Here is a 13,261-nt window from a genome sequence, read left to right as displayed (position 1 = left end):
AGGAATACGAGGCGGAAGCGCATGGCCTTGGCGAACGAACCGCAGGAGACCGGCGGGGCGCGCGGACTGCTCGCCACCGTCGCCGGCGACATCGGCCGCGTCCGGGTGACCGTGGTGGTGACGGCCGCCACCCTCCTGGTCGCGGTGCTGACCCGGGCGCTGGCGCCACTGCCGGCCGTGCTGGTGTTCGCCGCGGTGGCGCTCGCGCTGGCGGTCGACGTCCGCCGCGCCGCCCGAACCCGCGCCGCCGACGTCGCCGACAGCGGCCGCGGCGCCGAGGCGGGTGACCTCGTCATCGACGCCACCATCGCGGGCGTGCCCGACCCGGTGATCGTGCTGGAGCGCGGCGGCCTGGTGCGGGCCTTCAACCGGCGCGCCGTCGAGGTGGCCCCGGCGCTCGCCACGGCGCGGCCGCTGTCCTTCGCCTTGCGCCATCCCGGCGTCCTCGACGCGGTCCGGCGCGCCGCCGAGGACGGCGGCACGCTCGGCACAGTGCGCACCGAGATGGCCCAGCGGGTGCCGACCGAGCGCTGGTGGGAGACCGTGATCGCGCCGGTGCGGCTGCCGCCCGGCCCCGGCCGGCCGGCCGGCGAGCGGCTGCTGATGGTGAGCTTCCACGACCTCACGCCGCTGCGCCGCTCCGAGCAGATGCGGGCCGACTTCATCGCCAATGCGAGCCACGAGCTGCGCACCCCGCTCGCCTCGCTGTCCGGCTTCATCGACACGCTGCAGGGGCCCGCCCGGGCCGACACCGCGGCGCGCGAAAAATTCCTCGCCATCATGCGGGCGCAGGCGAGCCGCATGGCGCGGCTGATCGACGACCTCCTGTCGCTGTCGCGCATCGAGCTGAAGGCGCATGTGCGGCCGGAGACGCCGGTCGATCTCGTCCTGCTGCTGCGCCAGGTGGTCGAGGGCCTGCAGCCGCTCGCCGCCGAGCGCGGCGTCGTCGTCGCCTTCGAGCCGCCGGCCGGCGGCGTCACCGTGGCGGGCGACCGCGACGAGCTGGTGCGCGCCTTCGAGAACCTGGTCGAGAACGCGCTGAAATACGGCGCCAGCGGCGGCCGCGTCGACATCGGTATGACGCTGGCCGCGGCCCCGCAGGGCGACGAGGTCGCGGTCGCCGTGAAGGACTACGGCCCCGGCATCGCGCCCGAGCATCTGCCCCGCCTGACCGAGCGGTTCTATCGCGCCGACGTCGCCGACAGCCGCGCCCAGGGCGGCACCGGCCTCGGCCTCGCGCTGGTCAAGCACATCCTGCAGCGCCATCGCGGGCGGCTGGGGATCGACAGCACGGTCGGCGCCGGAGCCACCTTCACGGTGCGGCTCCCGTCGCTCGCCGAACGGCTGCCCGAGCCCGATACCGCGCAACCCGCCGGCTGACCGCGACGAATTGCGACAGTCGACGTGACGATGACAGTTTCTTGAATTTTTTCATTATCTTATTCTGTCATGTAAACGTCATCGAGAGGCCCTAGAAAGACCCTGAACCCGGACCGTTCGGCCGTGGTTCGGACCGGTCGCCGGCACTGGTCGCACCGGTCCTCGGGTCAACCGGGAAACGACTGACGTCCCAGAAGCCAGACGCCATCGATCGCCCCCTCGATGCGGAGCGCCCCTTCGCATCGGTCGGCGTCTGCCAGCAGGAGAGAGCCCCGTGAAGCTTTACCGTTCCCTCATCGCCGTCGGCGCCGTCGCGGCGACCGGCCTGGCGCTCACCGGCGCCGCCGAGGCCCGCGACCAGATCCGCATCGTCGGGTCGTCGACCGTCTATCCGTTCACCACGGCCGTCGCCGAGCAGCTCGGCAAGACCGGCGGCGTGAAGACGCCGGTGGTCGAGTCGACCGGCACGGGCGGCGGCATGAAGCTGTTCTGCGCCGGCGTCGGCGTCGACCATCCGGACGCCACCAACGCCTCGCGCCGGATGAAGAAGTCCGAGTTCGAGCAGTGCCAGAAGAACGGCGTCAAGGACATCGTCGAGCTGACCGTCGGCTTCGACGGCATCAGCGTCGCCCAGTCGAAGGCCGGCGCGCCGCTGAAGCTCACCCTCGGCCAGCTCTTCCTGGCGATCGCCAAGGAGGTCCCGGGCGCCGACGGCAAGCTCGTCGCCAACCCGAACAAGACCTGGTCCGACATCGACAAGTCGCTCCCGAACGTAAAGATCGAGGTGCTCGGCCCGCCCCCGACCTCGGGCACCCGTGACGCCCTTCACGAGCTGCTGCTCGAGCCCGGCGCCGAGCAGATCCCGGCCATGAAGGAGCTCAAGAAGGCCGACGCCAAGGCGTTCGAGAAGGCCTGGAAGTCGCTCCGCGAGGACGGCGCCTATGTCGAGGCCGGCGAGAACGACAACGTGATCGTGCAGAAGCTCGAGGCCAACAAGAACGCGTTCGGCATCTTCGGCTTCTCGTTCCTGGAGGAGAACGCCGCGAAGCTGCGCGGCGTGCCGCTCAACACCGTCGAGCCGACCTACGACAACATCGCCGGCGGCCAGTATCCGGGCTCGCGCCTGCTCTACGTCTATCTCAAGAAGCAGCATGTCGGCGTCATCCCGGGCCTCGACAAGTTCGCCGCCGAGTACGTGTCCAACAAGGCGATCGGCGAGGACGGCTATCTCGCCAAGAAGGGCCTCGTGACCCTGCCGAAGGCGAAGGCCGACGCGGTCCGCAAGGACATCGAGACCCTGAAGCCGCTCACGGCCGACCCGCTGTCGTGATAGGCTGACGTTTCACCGACCGGCGGCGGCTGCGTCCCGAGGGCGCAGCCGCCGTCGCCGTGGCCGGATGGCGGCTGGTCGTCGTGGCTGGTCGTCTCGGCAGGCCCACGTCACGCTCCGCCGATCCGCTCGCCCGCATTTCATCCGCTGTCGTGCCGCTTACCGTCCGTCGCATTCGCTCGATCGCGTTCCGGCTGCTTCGTCTGCGGTATTTCGAAGGACAGAGGGCATGTCTCTGCTGTATTTCGGCGGCCTCGCCGTTCTCGTGGTCGCCGGCTTCCTGCTCGGCCGAAACCGTGCCGCCGCCGCCAACCGGACCGTGTCGTTCCACTCCCGCCCCAACTATCACGGCGCCTATGTGGTGGTGAGCGTGCTGCTGCCGGCGCTGCTGGTGTTCGCCGTCGGCGTCCCGATCGCCCACCACATCGTGGAGACAAGGGCGCTCGCGGTGTTCGATCCGAGCGTGCTCGACGACGAGCTGCGGCGCGGCGCCGCCCTGCGCGACATCGTCGCGGTCGCCTCGGGCCGCCACACGGGCGACGCGACGCCGGCGCTGGCGCGCGCCGCCGAGACCTGGTCGTCGCTGCGCGCCTTCACCGACGGGCTGATCCTGGCCGCCGGCGCCGTCGTCGGCCTGCTCGGCGTCGCCTACGGGCTGCGGGTGATCTCGGCCGGCTTCCGGGCCCGCAACCGGGTCGAGCGCGTCGTCAAGGTGGTGCTGTTCGCCTGCGCCTGCGTCGCCGTGCTCACCACGGTCGGCATCGTCTTCTCGGTGCTGTTCGAGTCGATCCGGTTCTTCCAGAAGGTGTCGCCGCTCGACTTCCTGTTCGGCCTGGAGTGGAGCCCGCAGACGGCGATCCGCGCCGACCAGGTCGGCTCGTCGGGCGCCTTCGGCATCGCCCCGCTGGTCGTCGGCACCCTGCTGATCACGATGATCGCGATGCTGGTCGCCGGACCGATCGGCCTGTTCGCCGCCATCTATCTCGCCGAGTACGCCTCGCCGCGGTTCCGCGCCGTCGCCAAGCCGCTGCTCGAGATCCTCGCCGGCATCCCGACCGTGGTGCTCGGCTTCTTCGCCGCCCTGTCGCTCGCCCCCTGGCTGCGCGAGCTCGGCCAGACGCTCGGCCTGAACGTCGCCTCGGAAAGCGCGCTCGCCGCCGGGCTGGTGATGGGCATGATGATCATCCCGTTCGTCTCCTCGCTCTCCGACGACGTCATCAACGCGGTGCCGCAGTCGCTGCGCGACGGCTCCTACGGCATGGGCGCGACCAAGTCGGAGACGATCAAGCGGGTGGTCCTGCCGGCCGCCTTCTCGGGCATCGTCTCGGCCATGATGCTCGCCATCAGCCGCGCCGTCGGCGAGACCATGATCGTGGTGATGGCCGCCGGGCTGGCCGCCAATCTCACCTTCAACCCGCTCGAGGCGGTGACCACCTTCACGGTCCAGATCAAGACCATCCTGGTCGGCGACCAGGAGTTCGACAGCGCCAAGACGCTCGCCGCCTTCGCGCTCGGCCTCGTGCTGTTCTTCTTCACCTTGACGCTGAACGTCATCGCGATGCAGATCGTCAAACGATACCGAGAGCAATATGACTGACGTCGCGCTTCCGACCACCCGCACCGTCGACATCACGTCGGACGCCGCCAAGGCCCGCATCCGCGCCCGCTACCGGGCCGAGGCCCGGTTCCGCGCCTACGGGATCGGCGCCATCGTCCTGACCGCCGTGTTCCTGCTCGTCGTGCTCGCCGACATCGTGGCGAAGGGCCTGCCGGCCTTCACCCAGCACGTGCTGGAGATGGAGGTGATGGTCGACCGCAGCGAGATCGATCCGCAGGGCACCAGGGATCCGTCGGTGATCCGCGCCGGCGACTTCCAGCTCCTGGTGCGCAACGCGCTGCGGGCGCAGTTCCCCGACGTGACCAGCCGGCTCGGGCGGCGGGCGCTCGACGGAATCCTCTCCTCCGGCGCCGGCGACGAGCTGCGCCGCCGCGTCGTCGCCGACCCGTCTCTGATCGGCAAGACCGTCAAGGTGCCGGTGCTGATCTCCGACGACGCCGATCTCTACTTCAAGGGCACCGGCACCCGGATCGAGCGGACGCCCGGCCGCGGCACGCTGACGGTCGACGGTACCACCGGCGAGGTGACGCTGACCTCCACGGCCGACGACTTCGCCGCGACCCTCGCGGTGGTCAAGCGCGCCCTGTCGGCCCAGGCCCGCACGGCCCGCACCGAGGCGGCCCGCCTGCGGACCATCGTCCAGTCGATCGAGGGCAGCCGCGCCGCCGCCGAGCGCGACCTCGCCGCCGCCCGCGCCGGCGGCAACGCGACCCAGATCGCCGCCGCCGAGCGGCGGCTCGCCACCACGACCGAGGAGATGACGAGCCTCTCGGCCCGGATGACCGAGCTGACCGACACGGCGGCCGCCCTCCAGACGCGCTTCGAGGCGACCGCGGCCGAGGAGCCGCTCGACGCCACCGTGCCGAGCCTGCTGGTCGCCGTCGACGGCGGTCTCGTCAAGCTCACCCGCATCGGCGCGAGCGCCGCCGCCGGCGAGACGCTGCTGCCGCTCGCCTCCGGCGCCGCGGCGCGGCCCGGCGACTGGCAGCTCGTCACCTATCTGACGCCGGCGACCAACCGCAAGGTCTCCGACCAGGTGGTCGCCTGGCTGGAGGCGCTGCGCGACCGCGGCCTGGTGGAGAACCGCTTCAACACCACGTTCTTCACGGCCGGCGACAGCCGCGAGCCGGAGCTGGCCGGCATCCGCGGCGCGCTCGTCGGCTCGGCCCTGACCCTCCTGGTCACGCTGGTGCTGTGCCTGCCGATCGGCGTCGCCGCCGCCATCTATCTCGAGGAGTTCGCGCCGAAGAACCGGCTCACCGAGATCATCGAGGTGAACATCAACAACCTCGCCGCGGTGCCCTCGATCGTGTTCGGCCTGCTCGGCCTCGCCGTGTTCCTCAGCTTCTTCGGGCTGCCCCGCTCGGCGCCGCTGGTCGGCGGCCTGGTGTTGGCGCTGCTCGTGCTGCCGACCATCATCATCGCGTCGCGGGCCGCCATCAAGGCGGTGCCGCCGTCGATCAAGGAGGCGGCGCTCGGCGTCGGCGCGTCGCACCAGCAGGCGGTGTTCCACCATGTCCTGCCGCTGGCGATGCCGGGCGTCATGACCGGCACCATCATCGGCATGGCGCACGCCCTCGGCGAGACCGCCCCGCTGCTGATGATCGGCATGGTGGCCTTCATCGTCGAGCCGGCGACCAGCATCACGGACGCGGCGACGGTGCTGCCGGTCCAGATCTATCTGTGGTCCGACCTGCCCGAGATCGCCTTCCAGGCGAAGACGGCGGCCGCCATCATGGTTCTGCTCGTGTTCCTGTTCGTCATGAACGGGGCGGCGATCGTGCTGCGCAAGCGGTTCGAGCGCCGGTGGTGATCAGGTGACAGGGAGTCCCGCCCGATGAACAGCATGGTCCAGCTCGACTCGGCGACCGCGGTCGCCGCGGCCGCCGCCGTGGCGGGCAACCCGGTCAAGATCGTGGCGCAGGGCGTCAACGTCTATTACGGCGACAAGCACGCGCTGCGCGACGTCGACCTCGACATCCAGGAGCGCGCCGTGACGGCGCTGATCGGCCCCTCCGGCTGCGGCAAGTCGACCTTCCTGCGCTGCCTCAACCGGATGAACGACACCATCGTGGGCTGCCGGGTGACCGGCAAGATCACCATGGACGACCGCGACATCTACGACCCGCAGCTCGACGTGGTGCAGCTCCGCGCCCGCGTCGGCATGGTGTTCCAGAAGCCGAACCCGTTCCCCAAGTCGATCTTCGAGAACGTCGCCTACGGCCCGCGCATCCACGGGCTCGCCCGCAACAAGGCCGAGCTCGAGGAGATCGTGGTGACCAGCCTCAAGCGGGCCGGCCTGTTCGAGGAGGTGAAGGACCGCCTCGCCGATTCCGGCACCAGCCTGTCGGGCGGCCAGCAGCAGCGCCTGTGCATCGCCCGCGCCATCGCGGTGAGCCCGGAGGTCATCCTGATGGACGAGCCGTGCTCGGCCCTCGATCCGATCGCCACCGCGAAGATCGAGGAGCTGATGGACGAGCTGCGCGAGAACTACACGATCGTCATCGTCACCCACTCGATGCAGCAGGCCGCCCGGGTGTCGCAGCGCACCGCCTTCTTCCATCTCGGCGTGCTGGTCGAGATCGGCGTCACCAGCGACATCTTCACCACGCCGAAGGACCGGCGGACCCAGGACTACATCACGGGTCGCTTCGGCTGACCGCCGTGGCGGCGGACGAAGACGACAGCCGAGAGAACGACCTTCCGGAGAATCCCCCGATGGGCGAACATACCCACAAGGCCTTCGACACCGACCTGCAGGATCTCGCCCGCATGGTCGCCGAGATGGGCGGCATGGCGGAGCAGCAGATCTCGGACGCGACCGAGGCGCTCGACCGCCGCGACCTCGTCGCGGCCCAGCAGGTGGTCGCCGCCGACGCCCGCATCGACGCGCTGCAGCGCGAGATCGAGGCCAAGGCGGTGCTCACCATCACGCGCCGCCAGCCGATGGCGGTCGATCTGCGCGACATCGTCGCGGCGATGCGCATCTCCAACGATCTCGAGCGGATCGGCGACCTCGCCAAGAACATCGCCAAGCGGGTCGTCGTGCTCGATCACGAGTTCCGCGCCCAGCAGGTGATGCGCGGCGTCCAGCACATGACCGAGCTGGTGCTCTCGCAGATCAAGGACGTGCTCGACGCCTATGCCCGGCGCGACCTGCAGAAGGCGGTCGCGGTGTGGCGGGCCGACGAGGAGATCGACGCCGTCAACAACTCGCTGTTCCGCGAGCTCCTCACCTACATGATGGAGGATCCGCGCAATATCGGCATCTGCATCCACCTCCTGTTCTGCGCCAAGAACATCGAGCGGATGGGCGATCACGCCACCAACATCGCCGAGTCGGTCTACTTCATGATCGAGGGCAAGTCGCTCACCGACGAGCGCCCGAAGGGCGACACGACGTCGAGCACCGTGGTTCCGTTCGACGCCTGAGGAAAAGGACGCACGTCCGCCGCCGGGCGACCGTGACTCTCGAGAGGACCCTGAAGCCGATGGCCGCCCGCATTCTGATCGTCGAGGACGAGGAGCCGCTGACGCTGCTCCTGCGCTACAATCTCGAGGCCGAGGGCTACGCGGTCGACGCCGCCGGCCGCGGCGACGACGCCGATCTCCGCCTCAAGGAGAGCCCGCCGGACCTCGCCATCGTCGACTGGATGCTGCCCGGCCTGTCCGGCATCGAGCTGATCCGGCGGCTGCGCGCCCGCAACGAGACGCAGCAGCTCCCGGTGATCATGCTCACGGCGCGCGGCGAGGAGGGCGAGCGGGTGCGCGGGCTCGCCACCGGCGCCGACGACTACATCGTCAAGCCGTTCTCGGTGCCCGAGCTGCTCGCCCGCATCCGCGCCCTGCTCCGCCGCACCAAGCCGGAGCGCGTCGCCTCGGTGCTCACCGCCGGCGACATCGAGCTCAACCGCGACAAGAAGCGGGTGGCGCGGGCGGGGCGCGACGTGCCGCTCGGCCCGACCGAGTTCCGCCTGCTCGAGTTCCTGATGGAGAATCCGGGTCGCGTCTTCTCGCGCGAGCAGCTGCTCGACCGGGTGTGGGGGCGCGACGTCTACATCGACGAGCGCACCGTCGACGTGCATGTCGGCCGGCTGCGCAAGGCGCTCAACCGCGGCCAGCGCTCAGACCCGATCCGCACCGTGCGGGGCGCCGGCTACGCCCTCAACGACCGCTACGGCAGCGCCGAAGCGTGAGGCCTGCGGCGTGACACTGCGATCGGCGGCACGCGACCGCCGAAAAGCTCCGGCTCGAGGGCCTTTCGCGGGCGCGCGAGCAGCATGCGCCCGCGCATCGCGCGGACTGCAGCGGCGACATGGCCGGACTGCGGGATGGCGCGGCGCCGCACGATCACCCGGTGCCGTTCGCCGACGCGGGAGGTTTCGGCGTCCGGCCGCGCCGGACACCGTCTTCGTCGCGGATCAGATCCGCCCGAGCCGCTTGTCGCGGCGCCGGTCGACCGGCTGATAGGCGATCCGCGCGTGGTAGCCGCAATAGGGCAGCCCCTCGCTGGTCCGGCCGCCGCAGAAGAAGAAGTCGGTCGAGCCGGGATCGCCGACCGGCCAGCGGCACTTGCCCTCGCCGAGCTCGAGCAGCGTGCAGCGCTGGCCCATCGGCACCACATTGGCGACCGCCTCGACCTCCTGCTCGTACTCGACCTCGTACACGGGCGCGCGCGCCAGCGCCGTGTTGCCGCGCATCGCCGGCCGCGCGACGCGCAGCACCGGCGCCGCCGCGCGTGGCTTTCTCGCCCGCGGCACCGCCGCCGCGGGACTCTTGGCCCGTCCTGACAGGCCGAGTCGGTGAACCTTACCGATCACCGCATTGCGTGTAATGCCACCCAGCTCGACGGCGATCTGGCTCGCTGAGAGACCGTCGTTCCAAAGCTTCTTGAGTAGTTCCACGCGCTCGTCGGTCCACATGTGTTCCTCTTCGCCTCGCGGCGCGGGACGGGTCTCACGGAATCCCCCAACGCCGCGCGGCGGTGCCTCTCCACCGGCGGGTACGCAGGAACTGGATGTGAAACTGAGAGAGCAGTCCGCCGCACGAGATATCGTATACTTACGAAGAAAACGCTACTATATGGCGCGAGTCCCACGCAAGAGTCCCCAGTATTGCATCCACAATTCATGGCCGTTTCGAGTCCGTACGTGAGATGACGGATGTGGCGCGTCCGGTTGACACCGCGCCGCTCGGACCTAAAATGATGCTCCCGTGCCGCCCCCGAGGCGGCACGATTCATTTCATGGGCCGCGCATCTCTTCGGCGTGCGCCGCTCAATTCACGAGTCGCCAGAAGAAGTTCGGCCATGTCGCATCTGCTGCCGACCTATGCGCGCGCGGACCTCGCCTTCGAGCGGGGCGAGGGCGCGTGGCTCGTCTCCACCACGGGCGAGCGCTACCTCGATTGTCACTGCGGCGTCGCCGTGAACGCCCTCGGCCACGCCCATCCGGTGCTGGTCGAGGCGCTCAAGGCGCAGGCCGAGAAGGTGTGGCACGTCTCCAACCTGTTCCGCGTGCCCGACGCCGAGCGCCTCGCCGCACGCCTGTGCGAGGCGAGCTTCGCGGACCTGGTGTTCTTCTGCAATTCCGGCGCCGAGGCGATGGAGGGCGCGATCAAGGTCGCGCGCAAGTACCACGCCGCGAACGGCGCGCCGGAGCGCGTCCGCATCGTCACGTTCGAGGGCGCCTTCCACGGCCGCACCCTGGCGACGCTCGCGGCCGGCGGACAGAAGAAGTACATGGAAGGCTTCGGCCCGCCGGTCGAGGGCTTCGACCAGGTGCCCTATGGCGACCTCGACGCCGTGAAGGCGGCGATCGGCCCGCAGACCGCGGCGATCCTGGTCGAGGCCGTGCAGGGCGAGGGCGGCGTGCGGGTCGGCACCCCGCAGTTCCTCCGCGGCCTGCGCGAGATCTGCGATCAGAACGGCCTCCTCCTGGTGTTCGACGAGGTGCAGACCGGCATGGGCCGCACCGGCCCGCTGTTCGCGCATCAGCGCGTCGGCGTCACGCCCGACGTGATGGGCGTCGCCAAGGCGCTCGGCGGCGGCTTCCCGGTCGGCGCCGTGCTGTGCACGGCCGAGGCCGGCAAGGGCATGACGGTCGGCACCCACGGTTCGACCTTCGGCGGCAACCCGCTCGCGGTCGCGGCCGGCAACGCCGTGCTCGACGTGATGCTGGCGCCCGGCTTCCTGGAGGCCGCGCAGCACAAGGCGCTGCTGCTCAAGCAGCGCCTCGCCGCGGTGGTGGACCGCCATCCGACCATCGTCCGCGAGGTGCGCGGCGAGGGGCTCCTGCTCGGGCTCGCCTGCGTGGTGCCGAACAACGAGCTGATCACGGCGCTGCGCGAGGAGAAGCTCCTCGCCGTGGCGGCCGGCGACAACGTCGTACGCATTCTGCCACCCCTGATCATCGAAGAGACCGAGATCGCCGAGGCGGTGGACCGGATCGATCGGGCCGCGACCCGTCTCGAGCGCGCCGCCGGGGCCGCGCAAGGCGTCGCGCCAAAACTCGAAGGACTGAAGGGGTGAGCGGAGTTCGGCACTTTCTCGACCTGATCGACATCCCGCGGCCGGAGCTGCGGCGGATGCTCGATTCCAGCCTCGCCATGAAGGCGGCGCGCAAGGCCAATGGTCACGCGGCGCCGCTCGCCGGCAAGATGCTGGCCATGATCTTCGACCGGCCGTCGACCCGCACCCGGGTGTCGTTCGACGTGGCGATGCGCCAGCTCGGCGGCGAGACCATCGTGCTGCACGGCAACGAGCTGCAGATCGGCCGCGGCGAGACCATCGCCGACACGGCCAAGGTGCTGTCGCGCTACGTCGACGCCATCATGATCCGCACCCTCGATCACGAGAAGGTGCAGGAGCTGGCGCACGAGGCGACCATCCCGGTGATCAACGGCCTCACCAAGCTGTCGCATCCCTGCCAGGTGATGGCCGACGTGATGACCTTCGAGGAGCATCGCGGGCCGATCCGCGGCAAGCGCGTCGCCTGGACGGGCGACGCCTCCAACGTGCTGACCTCGTGGATGCACGCCGCCGAGCGCTTCGATTTCGAGCTCGCCATCGCGACGCCGCCCGAGCTGGCGCCCAAGCCGGCGCTGGTCGACTGGGTCAAGCAGTCGGGCGCCGCGATCCGGATCGGAAACGATCCGGACGCGGCGGTGGCCGGCGCCGAATGCGTGCTCACCGACATGTGGGTATCGATGGGCGACGAGGACGGGGCGCGCCGCCACAACCTGCTCAAGTCTTATCAGGTCAACGAGCGGCTGATGGCCAAGGCGGCGCCCGGCGCGGTGTTCATGCACTGCCTGCCCGCCCATCGCGGCGAGGAGGTCACGGCCGGCGTCATGGACGGACCGCAGTCGGTCGTCTTCGACGAGGCCGAGAACCGCCTGCACGCCCAGAAGGGCATCCTGGCCTGGTGCTTCCAAGCCGCCGTCCAGTGACTATCTGAGGACGGATGCGGTCGTCGCGAACGGCCGGCGGGCCTCCCGCCGGCCGTCGTCGTGCGTCCGTACACGTGATCCGAAGGACCCCGATGAGCCAGATCAGCATTCCGTCCCGCGCGCCCGGCGAGATCCCGCACGACGACACCGTCGTCCCGTTCGAGGTCGCGGCGCTCGACGTGCGCGGCCGCACCGTGCGGCTCGGCCCGATGGTCGACGAGATCCTGTCCCGGCACGCCTACCCGACCGCGGTGTCGCGCCTGCTCGGCGAGGCGATCGTGCTGACCGTGCTGCTCGGCTCGTCGCTGAAGTTCGAGGGCCGCTTCATCCTGCAGACCCAGACCGACGGGCCGGTGCGCATGCTGGTGGTCGACTGGCGCAGCCCCGGCAAGGTGCGGGCCTACGCCCAGTTCGACGCCGACGCCGTGGCGGCGCTGACCAGCCCGACCGACGGCGACCTGCTCGGGCGCGGCCATCTCGCCATGACGATCGACCAGGGCGCCGACATGAACCGCTACCAGGGCCTCGTCGCGCTCGGCGGCGGGACGCTCGAAGAGGCCGCGCACGAGTACTTCCTGCGCTCGGAGCAGATCCCGACCCGGGTGCGGCTCGCGGTGGCGGAGGAGTTCTCGGCGGCGGCCGGCGGCGCGCAGCGGCGGTGGCGGGCCGGCGGCCTGATGCTGCAGTTCCTGCCGAAGTCGCAGGAGCGCCAGCGGGTCGCCGATCTCCATCCCGGCGACGCGCCGGAGGGCACGGCGCCGCACGAGGTGGCCGAGGACGACGCCTGGGTCGAGGGCCAGGCCCTGGTCGCGACCGTCGAGGACGTCGAGCTGCTCGATCCGGCGCTGTCGACCGAGCGGCTGCTGTTCCGGCTCTTCCACGAGCACGGCGTGCGGGTGTTCCGCGCCGTCGACGTGGAAGCCCAATGCTCGTGCTCGCGCGAAAGAGTCGAGACGATCCTGAAGAGCTTCCCGGCCGAGGAGCGCGCCGCCATGGTGGAGAACGGCCGGATCGGGGTGACGTGCGAGTTCTGCAACACCCGCTACGCGTTCGACCCGGCCAGCGTGGTCGGGCCGGAGGACGCGGAAGGGTAGACGGACGGGAGCGACGGCGCGTCTCGATGGATGCGAGCCGACGTTCCGGATCTCGGCCGCGTGCGCCCCGGACAAGGCGCATCGGGCCGCAGGCCTGATGCGCCGCAGAGCCGGGGCCCAGGGGCGGCGCGGCAACGCCTCGTCGGGTCGCCCCTGGGTCCCGGTTCGCGGCGCGTCGTGCCGCGCCCGGGGCACGAGGCTGCAGTCGCCGCGGGCACCGGGACCCTCTCCCTGAGGGAGAGGGTCGGCGAGCGTAGCGAGCCGGGGTGAGCGACTGTCTTGGCTGTCAAGCGTTTTGCCATGGTCGATTGTCCCTGAGCATGGCGTTGAGGATTGTCAGTAGCTTCCGAGCGACGGCGATCAAGGCGACCATCTTCGGCTTGCCGGCAC

General features: G+C 70.4%; 11 protein-coding genes and 2 pseudogenes. 11 read left to right on the top strand and 2 right to left on the bottom strand.

Annotated features, from left to right (window positions below; all coding sequences use genetic code 11):
• Positions 1-21: 21 nt before the first annotated feature.
• From CCR97_RS01835 to phoB, 8 genes and pseudogenes are all read left to right on the top strand, one after another.
• Positions 22-1,380: an ATP-binding protein gene (locus CCR97_RS01835; RefSeq protein ID WP_201159256.1), complete on the top strand. Its 1,359-nt coding sequence runs from the start codon at positions 22-24 to the stop codon at positions 1,378-1,380.
• Between the two features lie 274 nt (positions 1,381-1,654).
• Positions 1,655-2,710 (top strand): PstS family phosphate ABC transporter substrate-binding protein, encoded by a 1,056-nt coding sequence (locus CCR97_RS01830; protein ID WP_111359589.1) that lies wholly within the window; start codon positions 1,655-1,657, stop codon positions 2,708-2,710.
• A 229-nt stretch (positions 2,711-2,939) separates the two neighbouring features.
• Positions 2,940-4,307 carry a phosphate ABC transporter permease subunit PstC gene (pstC, locus tag CCR97_RS01825; protein ID WP_111359588.1) on the top strand — a complete coding sequence of 456 codons (1,368 nt, stop codon included), beginning with the start codon at positions 2,940-2,942 and terminating at the stop codon, positions 4,305-4,307.
• Positions 4,300-4,785 (top strand): annotated as a pseudogene (locus CCR97_RS32235) (DUF3333 domain-containing protein); the annotation flags it as partial. The gene pstC and the pseudogene CCR97_RS32235, both read left to right, overlap by 8 nt.
• Before the next feature lie 168 nt (positions 4,786-4,953).
• Positions 4,954-6,141 (top strand): phosphate ABC transporter permease PstA, encoded by a 1,188-nt coding sequence (gene pstA, locus CCR97_RS32230; RefSeq protein ID WP_420826050.1) that lies wholly within the window; start codon positions 4,954-4,956, stop codon positions 6,139-6,141.
• A 24-nt stretch (positions 6,142-6,165) separates the two neighbouring features.
• On the top strand, positions 6,166-6,987 hold the full coding sequence (pstB, locus tag CCR97_RS01815; RefSeq protein ID WP_111358702.1) for a phosphate ABC transporter ATP-binding protein PstB: 822 nt from the start codon (positions 6,166-6,168) through the stop codon (positions 6,985-6,987).
• Between the two features lie 59 nt (positions 6,988-7,046).
• The gene (phoU, locus tag CCR97_RS01810) at positions 7,047-7,760 is read left to right on the top strand and encodes a phosphate signaling complex protein PhoU (RefSeq protein WP_111358701.1); all 714 of its coding nucleotides are present in this window, start codon (positions 7,047-7,049) and stop codon (positions 7,758-7,760) included.
• A 59-nt stretch (positions 7,761-7,819) separates the two neighbouring features.
• On the top strand, positions 7,820-8,524 hold the full coding sequence (gene phoB, locus CCR97_RS01805) for a phosphate regulon transcriptional regulator PhoB (RefSeq protein WP_111358700.1): 705 nt from the start codon (positions 7,820-7,822) through the stop codon (positions 8,522-8,524).
• 225 nt (positions 8,525-8,749) lie between these two features.
• Here the strand turns inward: phoB and CCR97_RS01800 are convergent, their stop codons facing one another.
• On the bottom strand, positions 8,750-9,250 hold the full coding sequence (locus CCR97_RS01800; protein ID WP_111358698.1) for a GcrA family cell cycle regulator: 501 nt from the start codon (positions 9,248-9,250) through the stop codon (positions 8,750-8,752).
• A 386-nt stretch (positions 9,251-9,636) separates the two neighbouring features.
• Here CCR97_RS01800 and CCR97_RS01795 point away from each other — a divergent pair, with 386 nt between their 5' ends.
• The 3 genes from CCR97_RS01795 (at position 9,637) to CCR97_RS01785 (ending at position 12,871) form a co-directional block, all read left to right on the top strand.
• The gene (locus tag CCR97_RS01795) at positions 9,637-10,857 is read left to right on the top strand and encodes an aspartate aminotransferase family protein (RefSeq protein WP_244670211.1); all 1,221 of its coding nucleotides are present in this window, start codon (positions 9,637-9,639) and stop codon (positions 10,855-10,857) included.
• Positions 10,854-11,777 (top strand): ornithine carbamoyltransferase, encoded by a 924-nt coding sequence (gene argF / locus CCR97_RS01790; protein WP_111358696.1) that lies wholly within the window; start codon positions 10,854-10,856, stop codon positions 11,775-11,777. Before CCR97_RS01795 ends, argF begins: the two co-directional genes overlap by 4 nt.
• Positions 11,778-11,869: 92 nt before the next feature.
• Entirely contained in the window at positions 11,870-12,871 is a 1,002-nt protein-coding gene (locus tag CCR97_RS01785; protein ID WP_111358695.1) for an Hsp33 family molecular chaperone, read from the top strand.
• Positions 12,872-13,157: 286 nt separating this feature from the next.
• Here the strand turns inward: CCR97_RS01785 and CCR97_RS01780 are convergent.
• Positions 13,158-13,261, bottom strand: a pseudogene (locus CCR97_RS01780) (IS110 family transposase); the annotation flags it as partial.

Origin of the sequence: Rhodoplanes elegans, assembly GCF_016653355.1 — a bacterium.
GTDB classification, from domain to species: Bacteria; Pseudomonadota; Alphaproteobacteria; order Rhizobiales; family Xanthobacteraceae; genus Rhodoplanes; species Rhodoplanes elegans.
This window is presented reverse-complemented; position numbering and strand designations above follow the sequence as displayed.

What these genes read in the sequence shown, in the direction of transcription:
- CCR97_RS01835 (WP_201159256.1), top strand. Translation starts at nt 22, where the DNA reads ATGGCCTTGGCGAACGAACCGCAGGAGACCGGCGGGGCGCGCGGACTG.
- pstC (WP_111359588.1), top strand. Translation starts at nt 2,940, where the DNA reads ATGTCTCTGCTGTATTTCGGCGGCCTCGCCGTTCTCGTGGTCGCCGGC.
- pstB (WP_111358702.1), top strand. Translation starts at nt 6,166, where the DNA reads ATGAACAGCATGGTCCAGCTCGACTCGGCGACCGCGGTCGCCGCGGCC.
- phoU (WP_111358701.1), top strand. Translation starts at nt 7,047, where the DNA reads ATGGGCGAACATACCCACAAGGCCTTCGACACCGACCTGCAGGATCTC.
- phoB (WP_111358700.1), top strand. Translation starts at nt 7,820, where the DNA reads ATGGCCGCCCGCATTCTGATCGTCGAGGACGAGGAGCCGCTGACGCTG.
- CCR97_RS01800 (WP_111358698.1), bottom strand. Translation starts at nt 9,250, where the DNA reads ATGTGGACCGACGAGCGCGTGGAACTACTCAAGAAGCTTTGGAACGAC.
- CCR97_RS01795 (WP_244670211.1), top strand. Translation starts at nt 9,637, where the DNA reads ATGTCGCATCTGCTGCCGACCTATGCGCGCGCGGACCTCGCCTTCGAG.
- CCR97_RS01785 (WP_111358695.1), top strand. Translation starts at nt 11,870, where the DNA reads ATGAGCCAGATCAGCATTCCGTCCCGCGCGCCCGGCGAGATCCCGCAC.